This window comes from Streptomyces sp. CWNU-52B (assembly GCF_047444975.1).
Taxonomy (GTDB): domain Bacteria; phylum Actinomycetota; class Actinomycetes; order Streptomycetales; family Streptomycetaceae; genus Streptomyces.
Genome location: NZ_JBLFJV010000003.1, coordinates 1 through 16,945, shown reverse-complemented (window position 1 = coordinate 16,945; position 16,945 = coordinate 1). Strand labels below are relative to the sequence as shown.

At 71.3% G+C, this 16,945-nt stretch carries 14 protein-coding genes; 7 read left to right on the top strand and 7 right to left on the bottom strand.

Annotated features, from left to right (window positions below):
* Positions 1 to 20: 20 nt before the first annotated feature.
* Both ACLVWQ_RS02505 and ACLVWQ_RS02500 read left to right on the top strand, forming a co-directional pair.
* Entirely contained in the window at positions 21 to 2,798 is a 2,778-nt protein-coding gene (locus tag ACLVWQ_RS02505) for a glycosyl hydrolase (protein ID WP_414106431.1), read from the top strand.
* 112 nt (positions 2,799 to 2,910) lie between these two features.
* Entirely contained in the window at positions 2,911 to 4,113 is a 1,203-nt protein-coding gene (locus ACLVWQ_RS02500) for a cytochrome P450 family protein (RefSeq protein WP_414106430.1), read from the top strand.
* Between the two features lie 188 nt (positions 4,114 to 4,301).
* Here the strand turns inward: ACLVWQ_RS02500 and ACLVWQ_RS02495 are convergent, their stop codons facing one another.
* Genes ACLVWQ_RS02495 through ACLVWQ_RS02480 form a run of 4 tightly spaced genes read right to left on the bottom strand, consistent with a single transcriptional unit; the run spans position 4,302 to position 8,548 of the window.
* Positions 4,302 to 5,249, bottom strand: a complete 948-nt coding sequence (locus ACLVWQ_RS02495; RefSeq protein WP_414106493.1) for a class I SAM-dependent methyltransferase — start codon at positions 5,247 to 5,249, stop codon at positions 4,302 to 4,304.
* A gap of 26 nt (positions 5,250 to 5,275) precedes the next feature.
* A complete protein-coding gene (locus ACLVWQ_RS02490) occupies positions 5,276 to 6,379 on the bottom strand; it encodes an NAD(P)-dependent alcohol dehydrogenase (RefSeq protein ID WP_414106428.1) in 1,104 nt (367 codons plus the stop codon).
* Between the two features lie 2 nt (positions 6,380 to 6,381).
* The gene (locus ACLVWQ_RS02485) at positions 6,382 to 7,785 is read right to left on the bottom strand and encodes an aldehyde dehydrogenase family protein (protein WP_414106427.1); all 1,404 of its coding nucleotides are present in this window, start codon (positions 7,783 to 7,785) and stop codon (positions 6,382 to 6,384) included.
* Between the two features lie 7 nt (positions 7,786 to 7,792).
* Entirely contained in the window at positions 7,793 to 8,548 is a 756-nt protein-coding gene (locus tag ACLVWQ_RS02480) for a (5-formylfuran-3-yl)methyl phosphate synthase (protein WP_414106426.1), read from the bottom strand.
* A 386-nt stretch (positions 8,549 to 8,934) separates the two neighbouring features.
* Here ACLVWQ_RS02480 and ACLVWQ_RS02475 point away from each other — a divergent pair, with 386 nt between their 5' ends.
* Both ACLVWQ_RS02475 and ACLVWQ_RS02470 read left to right on the top strand, forming a co-directional pair.
* Positions 8,935 to 9,462: an EF-hand domain-containing protein gene (locus tag ACLVWQ_RS02475; RefSeq protein ID WP_414106425.1), complete on the top strand. Its 528-nt coding sequence runs from the start codon at positions 8,935 to 8,937 to the stop codon at positions 9,460 to 9,462.
* 235 nt (positions 9,463 to 9,697) lie between these two features.
* Entirely contained in the window at positions 9,698 to 10,897 is a 1,200-nt protein-coding gene (locus ACLVWQ_RS02470) for an oxygenase MpaB family protein (protein WP_414106423.1), read from the top strand.
* 114 nt (positions 10,898 to 11,011) lie between these two features.
* On the opposite strand, the gene ACLVWQ_RS02465 is transcribed toward ACLVWQ_RS02470, so the two are convergent.
* The 3 genes from ACLVWQ_RS02465 to ACLVWQ_RS02455 are packed head-to-tail and all read right to left on the bottom strand — an operon-like array spanning position 11,012 to position 13,830.
* Positions 11,012 to 12,208, bottom strand: coding sequence for a TetR/AcrR family transcriptional regulator (locus tag ACLVWQ_RS02465; protein ID WP_414106422.1), 1,197 nt, complete (start codon positions 12,206 to 12,208; stop codon positions 11,012 to 11,014).
* 36 nt (positions 12,209 to 12,244) lie between these two features.
* Positions 12,245 to 13,336, bottom strand: coding sequence for an NAD(P)-dependent alcohol dehydrogenase (locus ACLVWQ_RS02460; RefSeq protein ID WP_414106421.1), 1,092 nt, complete (start codon positions 13,334 to 13,336; stop codon positions 12,245 to 12,247).
* Positions 13,333 to 13,830 (bottom strand): DUF4334 domain-containing protein, encoded by a 498-nt coding sequence (locus ACLVWQ_RS02455; protein WP_414106420.1) that lies wholly within the window; start codon positions 13,828 to 13,830, stop codon positions 13,333 to 13,335. The genes ACLVWQ_RS02460 and ACLVWQ_RS02455 overlap by 4 nt, the downstream gene beginning before the upstream one ends.
* Positions 13,831 to 15,421: 1,591 nt before the next feature.
* Here ACLVWQ_RS02455 and ACLVWQ_RS02450 point away from each other — a divergent pair.
* The 3 genes from ACLVWQ_RS02450 to ACLVWQ_RS02440 are packed head-to-tail and all read left to right on the top strand — an operon-like array spanning position 15,422 to position 16,896.
* Positions 15,422 to 15,799: a hypothetical protein gene (locus tag ACLVWQ_RS02450; protein WP_414106492.1), complete on the top strand. Its 378-nt coding sequence runs from the start codon at positions 15,422 to 15,424 to the stop codon at positions 15,797 to 15,799.
* The gene (locus tag ACLVWQ_RS02445) at positions 15,783 to 16,745 is read left to right on the top strand and encodes an aldehyde dehydrogenase family protein (RefSeq protein ID WP_414106419.1); all 963 of its coding nucleotides are present in this window, start codon (positions 15,783 to 15,785) and stop codon (positions 16,743 to 16,745) included. Before ACLVWQ_RS02450 ends, ACLVWQ_RS02445 begins: the two co-directional genes overlap by 17 nt.
* Entirely contained in the window at positions 16,657 to 16,896 is a 240-nt protein-coding gene (locus tag ACLVWQ_RS02440) for an aldehyde dehydrogenase family protein (RefSeq protein WP_414106418.1), read from the top strand. Before ACLVWQ_RS02445 ends, ACLVWQ_RS02440 begins: the two co-directional genes overlap by 89 nt.
* Positions 16,897 to 16,945 lie beyond the last annotated feature (49 nt).

Below are 16,945 nucleotides of genomic sequence, written 5' to 3'. Positions count from 1 at the left end.
CGTGAGACTTGAGGTGCCGCATGCCATCCCCCCGCATCAGACCGGCCGCCGGTCTGCTCCTGGCCTCAGCCCTCGTCGCCGTCGGCCTGGGCCCGGCAGCCGCACCAGCGGCGGCCGCCACCGTCCCCGTGGGCTCGGGCAGTTACTCCGACACCCGGCCCGCCGGTACATCGGGCCCCACCACCGACACCGGGACACCGGTCACGCCGAAACTGACCGACGCCGCCCGCGACCGGCCCGTCCCCACCAACGACTGGTGGTCCTCGCTCGCTTTCCAGCGCTACGGCGACAACCCGTACTCGACCCCGATGTACGGACACCCCCTCACCTACCAGGCGACGGCGGGCGGACTCGACGTCGGCTACCCGACCACCCCCGCGATCGTCGGTGACGGACGCCAGTACGAGTACGCCCACAAACGCGACCTCACTCTCGGGCTGACCGGCCTCGACTCGCCCGACACCAGAGCCGACGACTGGTCCGACTGGACGGTCACCCCGCAGTGGTCCGACGGCGCCCGCACCCTGCGCACCACCATCGGCCACGGCTCTCCCTTCGTCTACGCCGAGGGCACCGGCGGCAACGCCCAGATCACCACCGCCGGCGCGCCCACTGTCTTCGCCGACCAGGGCAACGTCCTGGGTGTCACCGTCGCCGGGCACCACTACGCGCTCTTCGCCCCGACCGGCAGCGACTGGAACGTCGCAGGCTCCACCGTCACCGCGGACCTCGGCTCCAAGGACTACTTCTCCGTCGCCGTACTGCCGTCCACCGACGCGCTGGCGACGTTCAAGAAGTACGCGTACAGCTTCGTCACCGACTCCAAGGCCGCCTGGGACTACACCGGTGGCACCGTCAAGGCGACCTACACGCTCACCACCGAGGCGAAGGAGGGCACCGAGCGCGGCACGCTCCAGGCCCTCTACCGCCACCAGTGGCTGAACACCACGGACCCCCTCACCTCGTACACCTATGTCTCCCCGCGCGGCACGATGAAGGTCCGCGAGTCGGCCTCCTTCACCACGAGCCAGAAATCGGCGGCGGTGCTGCCCGGCCTGCCCGAGTCGGACGGCGTGGACACTGCCAGACTGCGCGGCTACCTGAACGAGGTCGTGAACGCGGCCGACCCCTTCTCCGGGGCCTCCGACACCTACTGGACGGGCAAGGCCCTCGGCCGGCTCGCCCAACTCGTCCCGGTGGCCGACCAGATCGGCGAGAGCGGCACCCGCGACCGGCTCCTCGGCCTGATCAAGGGCAAGCTCCAGGACTGGTTCACGGCCGGAGGCGCGAACGAGTTCAGCTACGACAAGGACTGGAAGACGCTCACCGGCTACCCCGCCTCCTACGGCAGCGACACCGAGCTCAACGACCACCACTTCCACTACAGTTACTACGTGTACGCGGCGGCCGTCGTCGCCCAGTACGACCAGGGATGGGCCGCCGACTCCGCCTGGGGCGGCATGGTGAAGACCCTCGTACGGGACGCCGCCAACCCCAGCCGCACCGACACCACGTTCCCCTTCCTGCGCGGCTTCGACGTCTACGCCGGACACAGCTGGGCCTCCGGCCACCAGGGTTTCGCGGCCGGCAACAACCAGGAGTCCTCCTCCGAGTCCACCAACCTCAGCGCGGCACTGGTCCTGTGGGGTTCCGCCACCGGTGACACCTCGCTGCGCGACCTCGGCGCCTTTCTGCTGACCACGGAGTCGGAGTCGATCGCCCAGTACTGGTTCGACGCCGACGAGGAGGTCTTCCCGTCCTCGTTCGGCCACGGCACGGCGGGCATGGTGTGGGGCAGCGGCGCGGCCTACGCCACCTGGTGGACCGCCAACCCCGAGGAGATCCACGGCATCAACGTCCTGCCGGTGACCGGCGGTTCGCTCCACCTCGGCGCCGAGAAGGCCGCGGTCCGGCGCAACCTCGCGGAGATGGAGCGGGAGAACGGCGGCCCGGCCGTCGAATGGCGGGACATCCTCTGGGAGTTCCAGTCCCTCGCCGATCCCGGTGCGGCCAAGGCGCAGTGGGACGCGGGCAACGCCGGCTACACACCGGAACAGGGGGAGTCGAAGGCGCACACCTACCACTGGATCAGCACCCTCGACACGCTCGGGGCCCCGGACGCCACCGTGACCGGTGACATCCCCACCTCCGCCGTCTTCACCAAGGGCACGACCCGGACCTACGCGGCCCACAACCACGGATCGACGGCGCGTACCGTCACCTTCTCCGACGGCAAGACCCTTGTCGTGCCCGCGCGTTCGTCCGCCAGCGGCACCGGAACCGGTTCGTCGGACCCCGACCCGGAACCGGAGCCGCCGGCCGGCGACACCTTCCGACTGCGCGGCGGTGGCGCACTGACCACGGCGACCGACGGCACGGCGGGCAGCGACACCATCGCTTCCGGCGGCGGCGCCAACCACGACGGCAGCCCGTACCAGCCCCTGGTCTACGAGGCCCACGGCGTCGACGGGACGCTCACCCCGGGCGCACAGAGCGCGTTCCGGCTCCAGGTGGACGCCGGCAGCACGGTCGGACTCGGCCAGCAGGCCCGGATCAGCTACGACTTCACCGGCGACGGTGACTTCGAACGCACCGAGACGTACCACTACTTCGCGACCGACCCGGTCACCGGCTGGGAGGAGTACACGCAGGCACGCGGCCTCAAGGCGACCACGGGCACTGCGGGCGATCTGGACGGCGGCACCGTACGGCTGGAGGTGTGGAACGCCATCGGCAACGGTACGGCGAAACTGCAGACGGGCACGGACGGATCCGTACTGGTGATCCCCTACAGCTGAACCGGCGCAGAGCTGCGGCGGGCACCGGCCTCAAGCCCCTGCCCGCCGCACCGGCGTGCTTCGGCTGTCCCGGGAACCGGGGACCGGGGACCGGGGACCTATGGTGGGAGTCATGCCAACGACAACACCCGGCGGGCCGCCCCTCGTTGACCCCGCCTCGCTGATCGCCGACCCGTACGCCGGGTACGCACGACTGCGCGAGGCCGGACCCGTCCACCGCGTCACCGGTACGGACGGACTTCCGGCCTGGCTGGTCACGCGCTACGACGACGTACGCCGGTGCATCGCCGACCCGAGGCTCTCCCTCGACAAGCGCAACGCGACGCCGGGCGGCTACCACGGATTCTCGCTGCCGCCGGCGCTGGACGCCAATCTGCTCAACATGGACCCGCCGGATCACACCCGGATCCGGCGCCTGGTGTCGCGGGCCTTCACCCCGCGGCGTGTCGAACTCCTGCGTGAACCCGTCAGGAGGACCGCAGACCTGCTGCTCGACGCCATCGCGTCGGACGGTCACGCCGACCTGATCGCCTCGTACGCCGCGCCGCTGCCCGTCGCCGTGATCTGCGACCTGCTGGGAGTGCCCCCGGACGACCGGCGGGACTTCCGGTCGTGGACCGACACCCTGGTGGCCCCGGACCCGGACCGACCGGACCGGGCGAAGGAAGCAGTCCGGTCCATGCTGGCCTTCTTCACCCAGCTCATCGCCGGCAAACGGGCCGCCCCCGCCGACGACCTGCTCTCCGACCTGATCGCCGTGCACGACGACGAAGACCGGCTGAGCGAGGACGAACTCATGTCCCTGGCCTTCCTGATCCTGATCGCCGGCTACGAGAACACCGTCCACCTCATCGGCAACGCCACCTTGGCCCTGCTCAGCCACCCGGACCAACTGGGCGCGCTCCGCGCCGATCCCAGCCTGCTGGGCGGCGCGGTCGAGGAACTGGCACGCTACGACGGCCCCGTGCCGCTGGCCATCCGCCGGTTCCCCACCGAGGACGTCACCATCGGCGGGGTCGGCATTCCCGCCGGAGCGACCGTCCTGCTGTCTCTGGCCTCCGCACACCGCGACCCACAGCGCTTCACCGATCCGGACCGGCTCGACATCGGCCGCGACGCGAGCGGCCACCTCGCTCTCGGGCACGGCATCCATTACTGCCTCGGCGCGCCGCTGGCCCGGATGGAGACCGAGATCGCCCTCACCGCGCTCCTCGACCGGTTTCCCGGGCTCGCGCTCGATCTTCCGCCGGAGGGACCGCGCCGGCGGCCGTCGATGCGCTCCCGCGGTCTGCTCACCCTCCCCGTCCGCTACTGATCACGGCGGTCCCGCCCCGACTGCCGCCGGAGGACATCGCCACGTACGCCACACCCATCGCCGCGGGCCGATCCGGTCGTCGATGCCGTCGACGACGCCTACGGCAGTGGCTTGTTCGGCGTCAGCGGCTACGCGGCCGGCACGGTCGCACAGCACCTCACCGTGAGCTGAGCCGCGTTCCGCCGGAGTCACGGGCGGGGCTTGTTCGCGAACACCCACCGGTTGCCGCCCAGGGCGTCGTTCTGCTCGGGCAACGGGCCGCGGCCGTGCCGGCGGGTGAAGTCGTAGGGGACATGGACCGACGCGGACCAGCCCTTGCCCGTCAGGTTGCCGACGGAGTCGGGCCGCGGCTCCCGGTCGAACAGGCCGAGCAGGTCGATGCCGATCTGCTGTGCCGTAGAGGTGTAGAGCGGGCTGTCACGGTGCTCCAGCAGGTCCTTGTCGAGCTTGACCTCGAACGCCAGAGCACTGCCTGCGGCGCTCAACCGGTCCACCCTGTCGACGAGGTACGTCTCGGCGGCGGGCGGCAGATAGAACAGCAGCCCCTCGGCCAGCCAGACGCTCGGTGCGGCCGGGTCGAAGCCGGCGTCGGCGAGTGCTCCGACCCAGTCGGAGCGCAGATCGACCGGAAGGGGTACGCGCGTGGCCTTCGGACTCGCCGACAGCCCGTCGAGCACCTTGTGCTTGAAGTCCAGCACTCCTTCCCGGTCGATCTCGAAGACCACGCATCCGTCGGGCCAGTCGAGCCGGAAGGCGCGTGTGTCCAGCCCCGCGCCGAGCAGCACCACTTGGCGGGCACCGCCCGCGCGCACCGACCGGAGGAGGAAGTCGTCGAGAACCCTCGTCCGCAGACCGAAGTACCGCGCGAACCGTCCCCACAGAGGGTTCGCGTCCCCGTCGGGTACCTCCTGGATGCGGACGGGCCAGCCGGCGGACGCCGGTGCGGCGAGCACGAAGTGCTCCGCGTAGACGTCCCGGGCCAGGGCGTCGGGGCGGTGGGTCTCGATCGCGCGCGCCGCGGCGACCAGGAGGGCGGTCACCCCTACGCCGCCTTCGCCCACCCCTCCTTCCTCTGCTGCGGGGCCTTCCCCGTCCACGCCCTCCATGCCGGTGTCGTGATGCGGTGTGCCGACCACGTTTCCTCCGTTGTCGAATGTCTCGCTCATCGGCTCCGCCTCTCCGGAATCACGACGGGTTTGACGACGGTGCCCGCTTCGCAGTCGCGTTCGGCCTCGTTGATGTCGGCGAGCGGATACGTACGGATCAGCTCGTCGAACGGGAACCGCCCGGCCTGCCACAGTCCGGTCAGCCTCGGTATCAGCAGTCCCGGTACCGCGTCCCCCTCGCAGATGTGGGAGATCCTCCTGCCTCCGTCCAGCGCCCCCGGTTCGATCGGCAGCGTGGTGTGCAGGCGGGCCACCAGACCGAGGTGGCCGGTCGGGCGCAGGGCCCGGAGCGCGTCGTTGATCAGCTGGGCGGAGCCCGTGGTGTCCAGCGCGTAGGCCGCGCCGCCGTCGGTCAGCCGCCGGATGCGGCCCGGCAGGTCGGGCGTGGCGGCGTGCAGCGGGGCCGCGCCGAACCGCTGGGCCAGGGCCAGCCGTGCGGGGTGCCGGTCGACGGCCACGCTCACCGCTCCGGAGGCGGTGGCCGCCATCACCGCAGCCAGGCCCACCGCTCCCGCGCCGAAGACCGCGAGGGTGTCGCCGGGTCCGGCGCCGAAGGAGTGGAAGACCGCTCCGGCGCCGGTGAGGAACCCGCAGCCGAGCGGTCCCAGCAGCTCGACCGGGAGCGCGGGGTCCACCCGTACGGCGTTGCGGGCCGGGACCATCGCGTACTCGGCGAAGGAGGACTGGCCGAACCACCGGGGCGCGAGTTCGGTTCCCGCCAGGTCGGTGAAGCGTGCGGCGTTCTCCGTGCGTCCCCCGAAGAGGTTGAGCGAGGCGAACGAGTGGCAGTGGGCGGGGGAGGCGCGCAGGCAGTTCCGGCAGCGGCCGCAGGAGTCGAAACTTAGCACGACATGGTCGCCGACGCTCAGGCCGGTGTGCGGGCCGCCCGTCTCCACCACGACCCCCGAGCCCTCGTGGCCGAGCACCGCAGGCAGCGGTGAGCGGCCCGCCGAGCCCCGGACCGCGAGGTCGGTCCGGCACATCCCGGAGCCCGCGATCTCGACCAGGATCTCGTCGGCCGCCGGCCCGGTGTGCACCACCACCTCCTCGACGGTGAACGGACTTTCGTACGTACGCAGTACCGCCGCACCGAACCTCATCGTCACGCCTCCCTCGGACGGTGCACGACGAACGGTCTGAGGTTGCCGTAGAGCCCCCACGGACCGCCCGCGACGCCGACCCCGCTCTCCTTGGCGCCCGCGAAAGGCTGGGCGAGGGACAGCTCGGCGTGGTGGTTGATCCAGGCCGTTCCGCACTCCAGCCGGCCGGCCACCTCCTCGGCCCGGTCGAGATCCGTACCCCACACCGAGCCTCCCAGCCCGAAGCCGGTGGCGTTGGCCGCCTCGACGGCCTCGTCGAGGCTCCCGTACGGCAGGACGGGCAGGACGGGCCCGAACTGTTCCCCCGTCACCACCGGGCTGTGGGCGGGAACGTCCGCCAGGATCGTCGGCGCGAAGAAGTACCCCGGCCGGTCCAGCCGACGGCCCCCTGCCGCGGCTCGGGCGCCGTCCGCCAGGGCCCGCGCCGTGCAGTGCTCCACGTGGGCCAGCTGATGGGCGTTGTTGACCGGCCCCAGCTGCGTACCGGGATCGAGTCCCGCTCCGACGACGGTGCTCCTCGCGCGCTCTGCGAGGGCCTCGACCACCTGGGAGTAGAGCCGGGCCGGTGCGTAGACCCGCTTGACGGCCATGCAGACCTGCCCGCAGTTGCGGAAGGCGGCCCAGAACAGCCGGTCCGCGATCCGCTCCACCTCCACGTCCTCCAGCAGGACGGCCGCGTCGTTGCCGCCCAGCTCCAGGGTGACGCGGGCGAGCGAGGCCGCCGCACCCCGCGCGACGGCCCGTCCGGTGGGAACCGAACCGGTGAACGACACGTGGCGGATCCCCGGATGGGACGCGAGGCGGGCGCCGAGGGGCTCGTGGCCGGTGACGATCGTCAGCACGTCCTCGGGAAGGGCGGCGGAGACGACCGACGCCAGCAGCCGTGTCGCGAGAGGGGTGAAGGGGGACGGCTTGAGCACCATCGTGTTGCCCGCGGCGAGCGCGGGCGCGAACTTCGCGGACGCGAGCTGGAGCGGGAAGTTCCACGGGACGATCCCGGCGACCGGCCCGAGCGGACGCCAGCGGATCTCACTGCGTACCGGCCGGCCGTCCGCGAGGGGCTCGGGCCGCGGGGACAGCCCGGCGAAGTAGCGCAGGCGGGCCACCGTGCGGGCGATCTCCTGGTACGACTCGGCCAGCGGCTTGCCCTGTTCGCGGGTGAGCAGAGGGGCGAGGTCCGCCCCGGCCGCCTCCACGGCGTCCGCTGCCGCGAGCAGGGCGGCGGTACGGGCACCGGGGTCGGCCCGCCAGTCACGCCAGGCCTCGTGGGACCGGACGACGACCGCGTCCAGGTCGTCCGGCTGCTGGTCGGGCGCCTCGTCGAAGACCTCGCCGGTGGCCGGATCGAGGACGGCGAAGCGCTCACCGGGGAGCACGGCTGTGTGCCGGGGCCGCTGTGTGGGCATGCCGCCGTCAGCTCGCGGTGGTCACGGCGGCGGCGGCTTCCCGGGCGTGCCGGTCCATCTCCGCGCGGAAGGCGGCGATCAACCGCGGCCGGATCCTTCCGGCGTTGCGGTCGCCGCCCTCACAGACCGCCCCGCGCACCCCCACGATGTCCGTGCCGATGCGGGTCAGCTCACCTAGATCTCCCCCTTTCACACTGCCCGCGAGGGCGGCGAGCAGCCCGGCGTCGTGGGCCCGCCGCACGAACTCCGCACAGACGTCCGGCGGTACGTGGTCGAACAGCCGTGTCCCGTCCTTGACCGCGGTGTCGAGCATGGCCGCGTCGGAGCCGGAGCGCAGGGCGATGTCGGGCAGTGCGAGCGGGTTGACGCAGCCGATCCGGTGGGCGTCGGCGTATCCCGAGGCGACGACGAAGGCGTCCGGCCGGTACTCCTTCACCGCCCGGACGACTCCTCGCATGACGTCGACGGCCTGGTCCGGTGTCGTGCAGCCGTAGAGGCCGACCTTGATGTACGTGGCGCCGGAGACGGCCGCGCCGAGTGCCGCCTGGGCGACGGTGCCGGGCTTGTACGGCACGTCGCCCACGGTGGCGGACACCGGCTTGTCCGCCGGGACCGCGTCGCGGATCTCTCTGATGACCCACGGGAAGTTCGCGCCGAGCGAGCCCTCGTCGGGCTTCTTGACGTCGACGATGTCGAGGTGCTCGGCCGCCTTCGCGCAGTCGAGTGCCTCCTCGACGCCGTCCGGGGAGATGAGGAGCAACAATGCGATCTCCTTCGCCCGCACATCCACCTGCCAGGAGGCAGGCGTGCGGAGTCGGTTGGATTGTCTGCGGTCTGCTCATCATTGAGGGGCCCTGTGACCAGCGGTAGGGCGTGCGGAGCCCGAACGGGGTGCCGCCGGCTCGGCCAGTGCGCCGTGCGCGCCGGTCCACCCGTCCGGGCCGGAGCGGATCCAAGTTCACTCTTTCTGTTGATCAGCCGGTGCTACCCGGGACAGCGGATTTGCACAGCCCGCACAGTGACAGCGCGACGGCCGTGCGAACGACCCGCCACGGTGCCGTCTCCCGGCCCGATCCCGATCCGGCCTCAGCCCGACGACCCGACCCGACCCGACCTGACCCGCCCCGGCCTGACGAAAGGTAAGAGCCCATGCGCAACGAAGCGGTCAACCGTGTGAAACTCGTGTTCACCCTGTTCGACGCCGACGGCAACGGAGTCCTGGAATCCGACGACTTCGATCTGATGAGCAGCCGGGTCGCCGCGGCTGTGCCCGACGCCGACGAAGCACGCAAGCAGGCCATGCACGGCGGCTTCATGAGCTACTGGAAAACGCTGGCCGGTGAACTCGACGCCGACCGTGACGGCCGGATCACCTACGACGAGTACCAGGCGTGCGTCCTGTCGCCGGAGCGCTTCAGCGGGGCGATCGGCGCGTTCGCGGCCGGCTTCGCCCGCCTCGGCGATGTGGACGGCAGCGGTACGGTCACCCGTCCGGTGTTCACCGGCATGCTGCGCGGGGTCGGCTTCGAACTGCCCAACATCGAGGCCCTCTTCGAGGCCCTCGGGCCCGATGACGCCGACCGGGTCGGCGTGGATGCCTGGGAGACCGAGATCAGGAACTTCTACGCACCCGACAAGGGAGGCATCCCCGCGGACCTGCTGGCACCGGCTGCCTGATCCGAACCGGCCCGGCGGCTCGCCCCGTAGAGGGTGAACCGCCGGGCTGTCTGCTCCCGGATCGCAACATGGGTGACGAGCCCTCAGCCACCCCCATTGCCGACCGCGACACAGCTCGCTATGTTAATCGAAAATCACATTCGTGCGACAAGAGGCATCACGCTCATCCAGCTCAACCCGCAGACCCGGCAAGGAACCTGGAACCACCCGGCCCTCGAGGGAAGCAGGTAAGTCAATGGAGAATCTCAGCAGACGCAGAGCTCTGTCGCTCGGCGTCGCACTCGGCCTCGTCGGCGTGGCGAACCCGGCCCAGGCGTGGGCGTCGACGGGCTCGACGGCTGGAGCCGCCGCGGGGACCGGCCCGGAGTGGATCTGGGACGAGGCGGCGGACCCTCTGATGGCTTCGATGCTCGACGACGGCCACGTGCCGGCGATCAACACCGCCTGGGCGTCATGGGTGAACAACAACGACCCGCTGCCCAGCGGCCTGCCGGCCGAGTTCGCCGCACACCTGCGCCAGGTCAACCGGCTGCCCTCCTGGGCCGACCCCGCCAAGCTGGCCCGTGCCGCCGACTTCAACCGGCGCAGGGACACGTACCTCTTCATGCTGTACGGGCTCGGCAGCGGAATCATGAGCACCGTGATCCCGCGCGAGGCCAAGAGCGTCTACTGGTCCGCGGGCGGCGCCGACATGCAGGACCGCGCGGCCAAGACGTTCACGTTCGGCTACGACCTGTCCCAGCTGGGAGCCTTCACACCGACGGGGCAGTTCGTCGTCACCGCCAACAAGACACGCGTGGTGCACGCGGCGGTGCGTCACCTGCTGCCCCAGTCGCCGCACTGGCGCGCGGTCGCCGACGAGACCGTCCCGATCAGCGCCGCCGACATCCTGGTCACCTTCCACAGCCTGGGCACCTATGTGTACAGGAAGCTGCTCGACTGGAAGATCCCGTTCCCGGCGGCGGACCAAGAGGCGTTCCTGCACTCGTGGCAGGTCGCCGTCCACCTGCTCGGTGTGCCGGACGAGCACATACCTCAGACCTGGGCGGCCGCCGAAAGGCAGTCGGCACAGGTGCTCACCCCGATCCTCACACCGTCGACCGAGGGCATCGCACTGGCGGAGGACCTGCTCGGCCTGACCGCACAGATCGACCTCGGCGTCACCCGCGGATTCCTGAACGAGTTCGTCCGCTACGTCCTCAGCGACGAGGTCGGCGACTGGCTGGGACTGAAGCGCGACTATGCGTCGGCGGCCTTGGTCCGCACCGTGTGGCCGGCGTTCATCCTGTTCCGTGAGGGACTGTCGCCCGTCATGCCCGGCGCCTTCTACACGTTCGACCAGTTCGTGCGCGCCTTGGGCATGCTGTTCCTCAACAAGGGGTCCTCGGGAACCACCACCCCCATCACGATCCCCACCGGAAACAGGGCGGCCTGAACGCTCGGCCCGATCTCACCTGCCCGCCCCGCGGCAGAAGGGCCGAGGGGCGGGCGCCGATCCGGACGGCGTACGAAGCGCTGCCGCACGGCGCCGTTCAGAAAACGAGAGCCGTCAAAGTCCCAGAGCGCCCAGGACCAGAGCGGTCACGGCCGCACGATGGCCGGGACTGTCCTGCCACCGCAGTCTGCGTCCCGCCTCGACCACCACGCCGAACCCCGCGTGCACCAGCACCCGGGCCTGACGGGGGTCCAGCTCCGGACGGACCAGCCGCAACTGCTGCTCCCAGACGGCGATGTGTTCCCGCTGCGCGAGCACCACGGGCCGCCGTGGGCCGGCCGGCAAGCCGGCGAGCTCCGCCTCGGCCACGCTGTTGAGCTCGGTGTACTCGAAGCTGTAGGCCACGTACGTCGCGGCCAGGACGACGACGGCGTCGCGCGGTCCGGCCACCTCGTGCAGACTCCGCTCCACACCCTGGGCCAGCAGTCCCGCGGCCTGGAGACAGGCCGCCGCCAGAATGTCGATCTTGCCGGGGTAATGCCGGTAGAGCGCGGACGGGGTCAGCCCGACCGCCTCCGCGATCTGCCCGTTCGTGACGCTCGCGAATCCGTCCCGGGCGAACAGCGGGACGGCGGCCGCGAGGATCTCCGCGCGTCGTGTGCGGGGCACCGGCCGCGCGGGCAGTTCGACGGGGTGAGCGACCGGTCGGCCCGCCGCGGGATCACTCGCGGCCACGCCGAGCGCGGACGCCAGCAGCAGTTCCTCGGCGCGGCGTTGGGCGATGGTGGTGTGATGCATGGTGATGGACCCGATCGCCCCGAGGGCGGCCGTGGCCCGCAGGTGCTCGTCGGGCAACGGGTACTCACGTTGCGTCGCCTCGTCGACCCGCTCGACGAGGCGGCCGAACTTCGCCCCGAGACGCCGGCGGTCCTCGCGGCTGAGGTACCGGGCCTCCCACCGGTACACACCGCCCGATGCGCGATGAGCGACGGTGATCCGGGTGACGGCGGTCAGCACGTCGGCCAGGGCCGCGCCGGGCGGCACTTCGTCGAGCGCGGCGACCAGTCCGTCCACCATGACGTCGGCGCACTCGGCGAACAGCGCGTACTTGTTCGGGAAATGCCGGTACAGGGCGGCGGCGGAGATACCCACGCCGGCGGCGACCTCCTCCATCGACGCGGTGTGGTAACCACGCTCGCTGAAGACCCGCCCGGCCGCTTCGACGATGAGCCGTTTGCGATTGCGGGGCCGAGTGGCCGCGGCCGCCTCGGCGGTCGCGGCCGATCGGGCGGACGGTGAGGCGGAGGCCATACGGAAAGTCAATCACACGCCGCCGGGGGGCCGGTGTCAGGCGAAGGTGAGAACGGGCTTGACCACACTGCCGTCCCGCATGGCGGCCACGGCCACGCCGATGTCCTCGAACGGGAACGTGGTGACCAGTCGTTCGAGCGGGAAGAGGCCCCGCTTGTGCAGACGGATCAGCTCGGGGATGAAACGGCCGGGGTCGGAGTCTCCCTCGATCACGCCGTGGACGCGTACCCCCTGGGCGAGCAGCCCCATCACGTCGAACGTCACCTCACCGCCGAGGGCGAGGAGCGCGAGCTCGCCACGGGGACGCAGCGCGCCGACGGCCCGGCGGGCCATCTCCGGTCGGCCGGTGGTCTCGACGATGTGGTGCGCACCGCCTCCGGTCAGGTCGCGCAGCGCCGCCACCAGACCGTCCCCGGGTTCCAGGGCCGCCTTGGCGCCGAGTCCGGTGGCCAGGGCGCGGCGGGAGGCGACCGGGTCGACGGCCACCACGGGGTCGCACCCCACGGCCACCGCGGCCATGAGCGCGCTGAGCCCGACCCCGCCGGCGCCCAGGACGATCAGTGAGGAGCCCGGCTCGGGACGCAGCCGGTTGAGCACGGTGCCCGCGCCGGTCTGCCCGCTGCAGCCGAGCGGCGCGACGACCGCGGCGGGCAGGTCGCGGGGCACCTTGACCACGCCGCGTTCATGGACGACGGCGTACGTGGCGAAGCTGGACTGGCCGAAGAAGCCGGCGTGGAGCGGCGCGCCGTCGACCGAGAGCGGGGTGGTGCCGTCGTCGCGTCCACCGGAGAAGTTCAGGGTCCGCGCCGCGCGGCAGTAGGCCGGGTGGCCCGCCACGCACTGCTCGCAGGCACCGCAACTGGCGAAGGTGAGGCAGACGTCGTCCCCCGGAGCGAGTCCGGTCACCTCCGCGCCCACCGCCTCGACCCGGCCGGTGCCTTCGTGGCCGAAGACCATCGGGGTGAGCCGCCGGGGCCAGGTGTCCCGCATCCCCAGGTCGGTGTGACAGACCCCGACCGCGGTCATCCTCACGAGCACCTCGCGCGGCCGCGGATCCTCGAGGTCCGCGTCCCGGACGGTGAACGGGGCACCCGGCGCCTCGGCGACCGCGACGCGGACACGCCTCACGAGCCCTCGCCGGCCTGCGAGGGCTCGGTGGCGCGCTCGAGGAAGAAGTAATAGAACGGCCCCTCGGCGGGGACCCCTTTGGCGTTCATGATCCCCATCAGCGTGCTGTCGTCCACCCACTTGAAGTGGTCGAAGACCGGCCGCCCGTCGTAGACCATGGTGGCGGTCGACTCGCCCCGGAACTCGACGGTCCACAAACTGGCCTCACCCTGGCCGAGCTCGCGGTTGGAGAACAGCTTGCCCGTCGCGTCCCGGCAGATCAGCGGTTTGGCGTCGTGCAGGGCGACGAACGTCTTGCCGTACCAGTCGGCCTCCTCCAGCATGCCGTCGAGAGGATGACCGGTGCGGAACTCCCCACCTTTCCACTCACCGAGTATCTCCTCGGGCCGAGCGGTGGCCAACGCGGCCCAGATCTGGTCGAGCTCGACGGGCGCGACAGCCCCGTCCGCCTTCCGAAGCTCCTGAAACCGGGCGCGAGCCTCGAGCATGTCCATGCGGGGATGTCCTCTCGTCGGTGGTGCTGACACGGCAGAAGCGAAGCGCCGCGGAATACGTGATGGTCGAAGGCACGGCTCTCCCGGAGAGCAACGACGGATCGGCGACACGGCGAGGCCGCAGCCCCGCAACACCTCCTCACAACCACTTAGCGACCGATCAGGATCCCGCGGAAACCGATGCCCGGTCAGCTGTCACTTCCCCCTCAGGCAACCACAAAAACCCTTACAGTGCCGGGAGTTGAAGACCCAGGCGTGGATGCAACCGTAATTGAGTGAACGCTAGGTATGACTACGACTTCGCACCGGCACTCAGGGCTGATCATTTGCACGGAGGTGGGGGTGGGGCTGCTCGGCGTACCACGGGCCTGGTTGACGCGTTCGTCGCGGTCAGTACGGTCAACCAGGCCCGTGTGAGGGCCGACCGTAAACCCGCCAACATCATCCTGGTACGCGACGGCGGCCATACCCTGCCGACGCCGGCACCCGTGTCCAGGCCCACGTCGATGTACGGTCAGGTCCCCGCCGAACAGGGCCTCGCCACTCTGACGGGGGCCCGGTTCACCCGCTCGGGACCCGCTCCGGACGAACCCGTCGAGGCCTACTGCGCCGCCTTGGTCCCCACTCTGCTCGGCGACCGACCTCCAGGCTGTGCTCCTTGGTCGAGGAGCACATCGTTGTCTGCGAGGACATCGAGCGGGGCTTCGCCCCCGGCTGGCTCCTTGGCATCGTAGAGGGGGAGCGCCTCGGGTTCGTTACCGCTGACGCGTGCCTGTGCACTGATGGGCTGGCTGTTCAAGGACTGGTCGTGTCGTTCGAACGAGTACGGCTGTGTGGTGTGCTCGATTCCGGGGCGCGCGTCCCACCGTGGTGGCCGTTTTTCGTCTTGAGGGGGGCGGAGTTTCGGCTGGGGTTCCTGTCTGGTCGTCATCGTGCCCGGGCGGCTCGTGCGGCGCCGTGGTCTGAACGCCGGGGGCCTCGGTCACCTCTTGGACGAGGGTCCCGCCGCGCAGCTGGTGCATGCCGTGCTCGATGGGCGGCAGGTCGCGGGCCAGCGAGAACTCGACACCGTACTGCGTGCCCTGGACGACGAGTACGCGCTGGGCGGCTGCGAGGCAGCCCGTCGTTGTGCCGAACGAGCCTGTCGACGAGCTGGAGTCGCCCGCGCCGGACCGCAGCGCGGGCGAAGGCCAGGGACAGCGCGAGCGTGACGTCGGTCTCGGCTGCTGGTCAACGCCTTCTCCGGCGGTATCCGTGCCCGAGGTCCCGCGGACTCCTTCCAGCAGATCATGGCTATTCCTCTCGGTGAGACCCTGACCGGCGACATCCGCGTGGCCCTGCAGGTCCGTGCGGCGCTGGCCAGGACACTGGGCGACGCCCGGCTGTCGGCGTCGAGCGGGTTCCTGGTCACGAACCGCTCGACCGGGGACCAACTGACCACCCTGCCTCGTCTGTCCGGGCATGCGGGCGTGCGGGCTCAGCGGCCGGGTCGCCCTCGGCGTCGACGCGGCCGCCGAGTATCTGAGCGTGGACGGCGGCTACCGCTTCGAGGGCGCGACCACACACCTCCGCCGGCTCCTTCACGCCTCGGCTGGGCGCGGTCGGCGCGTCCGCCGTCGGCGACGACCTGTTCGTCTCCGACGCCGGGCGCATCCGGCCCGGTCTGGCGCATGCGGTCCTCCTCAAGCCCAGCCAGGCCGGAACGGTCTCGGCCACCCTGGACACCGCGTCGGCGGACGCGGGCCTGCGCACTGTGGCCTCCCACCGCTCCGGTGAGACGGAGAGCACTGCTGTCTGTGACCTGGCCATCGTGGTCGGCGCCGGCCACGTCAAGATCGGCGGCCCCCGCCGCGGCGACCGCATCATCAAGTACAACCGCTTCCTGCGCCTGCTGGAGTCGCCGCTGCTGGTAGGCCTCCCACGCCCGCCCACCCACCCCAAGGAGAACCGGCATGTCCCGTGCCAGTGAGTTCAAGCGGTTGATGCTCGACCCGAAGATCCTCGTGGTGCCGAGCGCGTACGACGCACTGAGCGCCAGGGTCATCGAACAGGCCGGGTTCCCGGCCGTCCACATGACCGGCTCCGGCACCTCGGCAGCCATGTTCGGGCTGCCCGACCCCGGCTTCGCCACCGTCACCGAGATGGCATGGAACGCCAAGAACATCTGCCTCGCCGTCGGCCTGCCGGTGATCATGGACCTGGACGCCGGCTACGGCAACGCCATGAACACCTGGCGCTGCATCAGCGAGTTCGAGCAGGCCGGCATCGTCGGCACCCTCCCGGCGGACGGTCCCGAACAGGTCGGGGCGGCAGTGGCGGTTCTCGGCGCCGCCGGCCCCACCCCGCTGGCCACCGACCGCCGCAAGGTCCTCTCCCGCGCCGCCGGCCTGATCAGCCGGCGGGCCACGGAGTTCGCGGCGCTGATCACCGCCGAGGCCGGGATCTGCCGCATCGAGTCGGCCCTCGAGGTCGAACGCGCCGTAGGAAACCTGCGGGTCGCGGCCGTCGAGGCCGAGTGGATCCGCGGCGAGTCGATCCCCGTCCCGAGCGCCGACCGGCTCGCGGTCACCGTGCCCGAGCCGATCGGCGTGGTCGCCGCGATCACCCCGTTCAACCGGCCGCTGAACCAGGTGGTCGTGAAGGTCGCCCCGGCCGTCGCCGCCGGCTGCCCGATCGCGGTCAAGCCCTCCGAACGAACACCGCTGACCGCTGGCCGCTTCGCGGAAGTCCTCGTCGAAGCCGGTCTGGCCCCGGACCGGCTGGCGGTCCTCGTGGGCCGACCACGCGAGGTGGGGCCGCCCCTCGTCGGCCATCCGGAGGTGGGCCATGGTGACCCTGACCGGCAGCGTCGCCACCGGCCGCACGGTGGCGGCGATGGCCGCGGGCCGCAAGCTCCTGCTCGAACTGGGCGGTAACGACCCGCTGTTCGTCCTGCCGGACACCGACCTCGCGGCAGCGGCCCGACTGGCCTCCGACGGCGCGTGCGCCACCGCGGGCGCGGCGACGGCCCCGAGGCGGCCCCCTGTTACGAGGTGGCGGCCGGCCTGCTGCGGCCCGGACGGGTGAGGGCGCGGTCGTGGACGCGGCTCAGGAGCAGCAGGGCGCAGGTGGCACC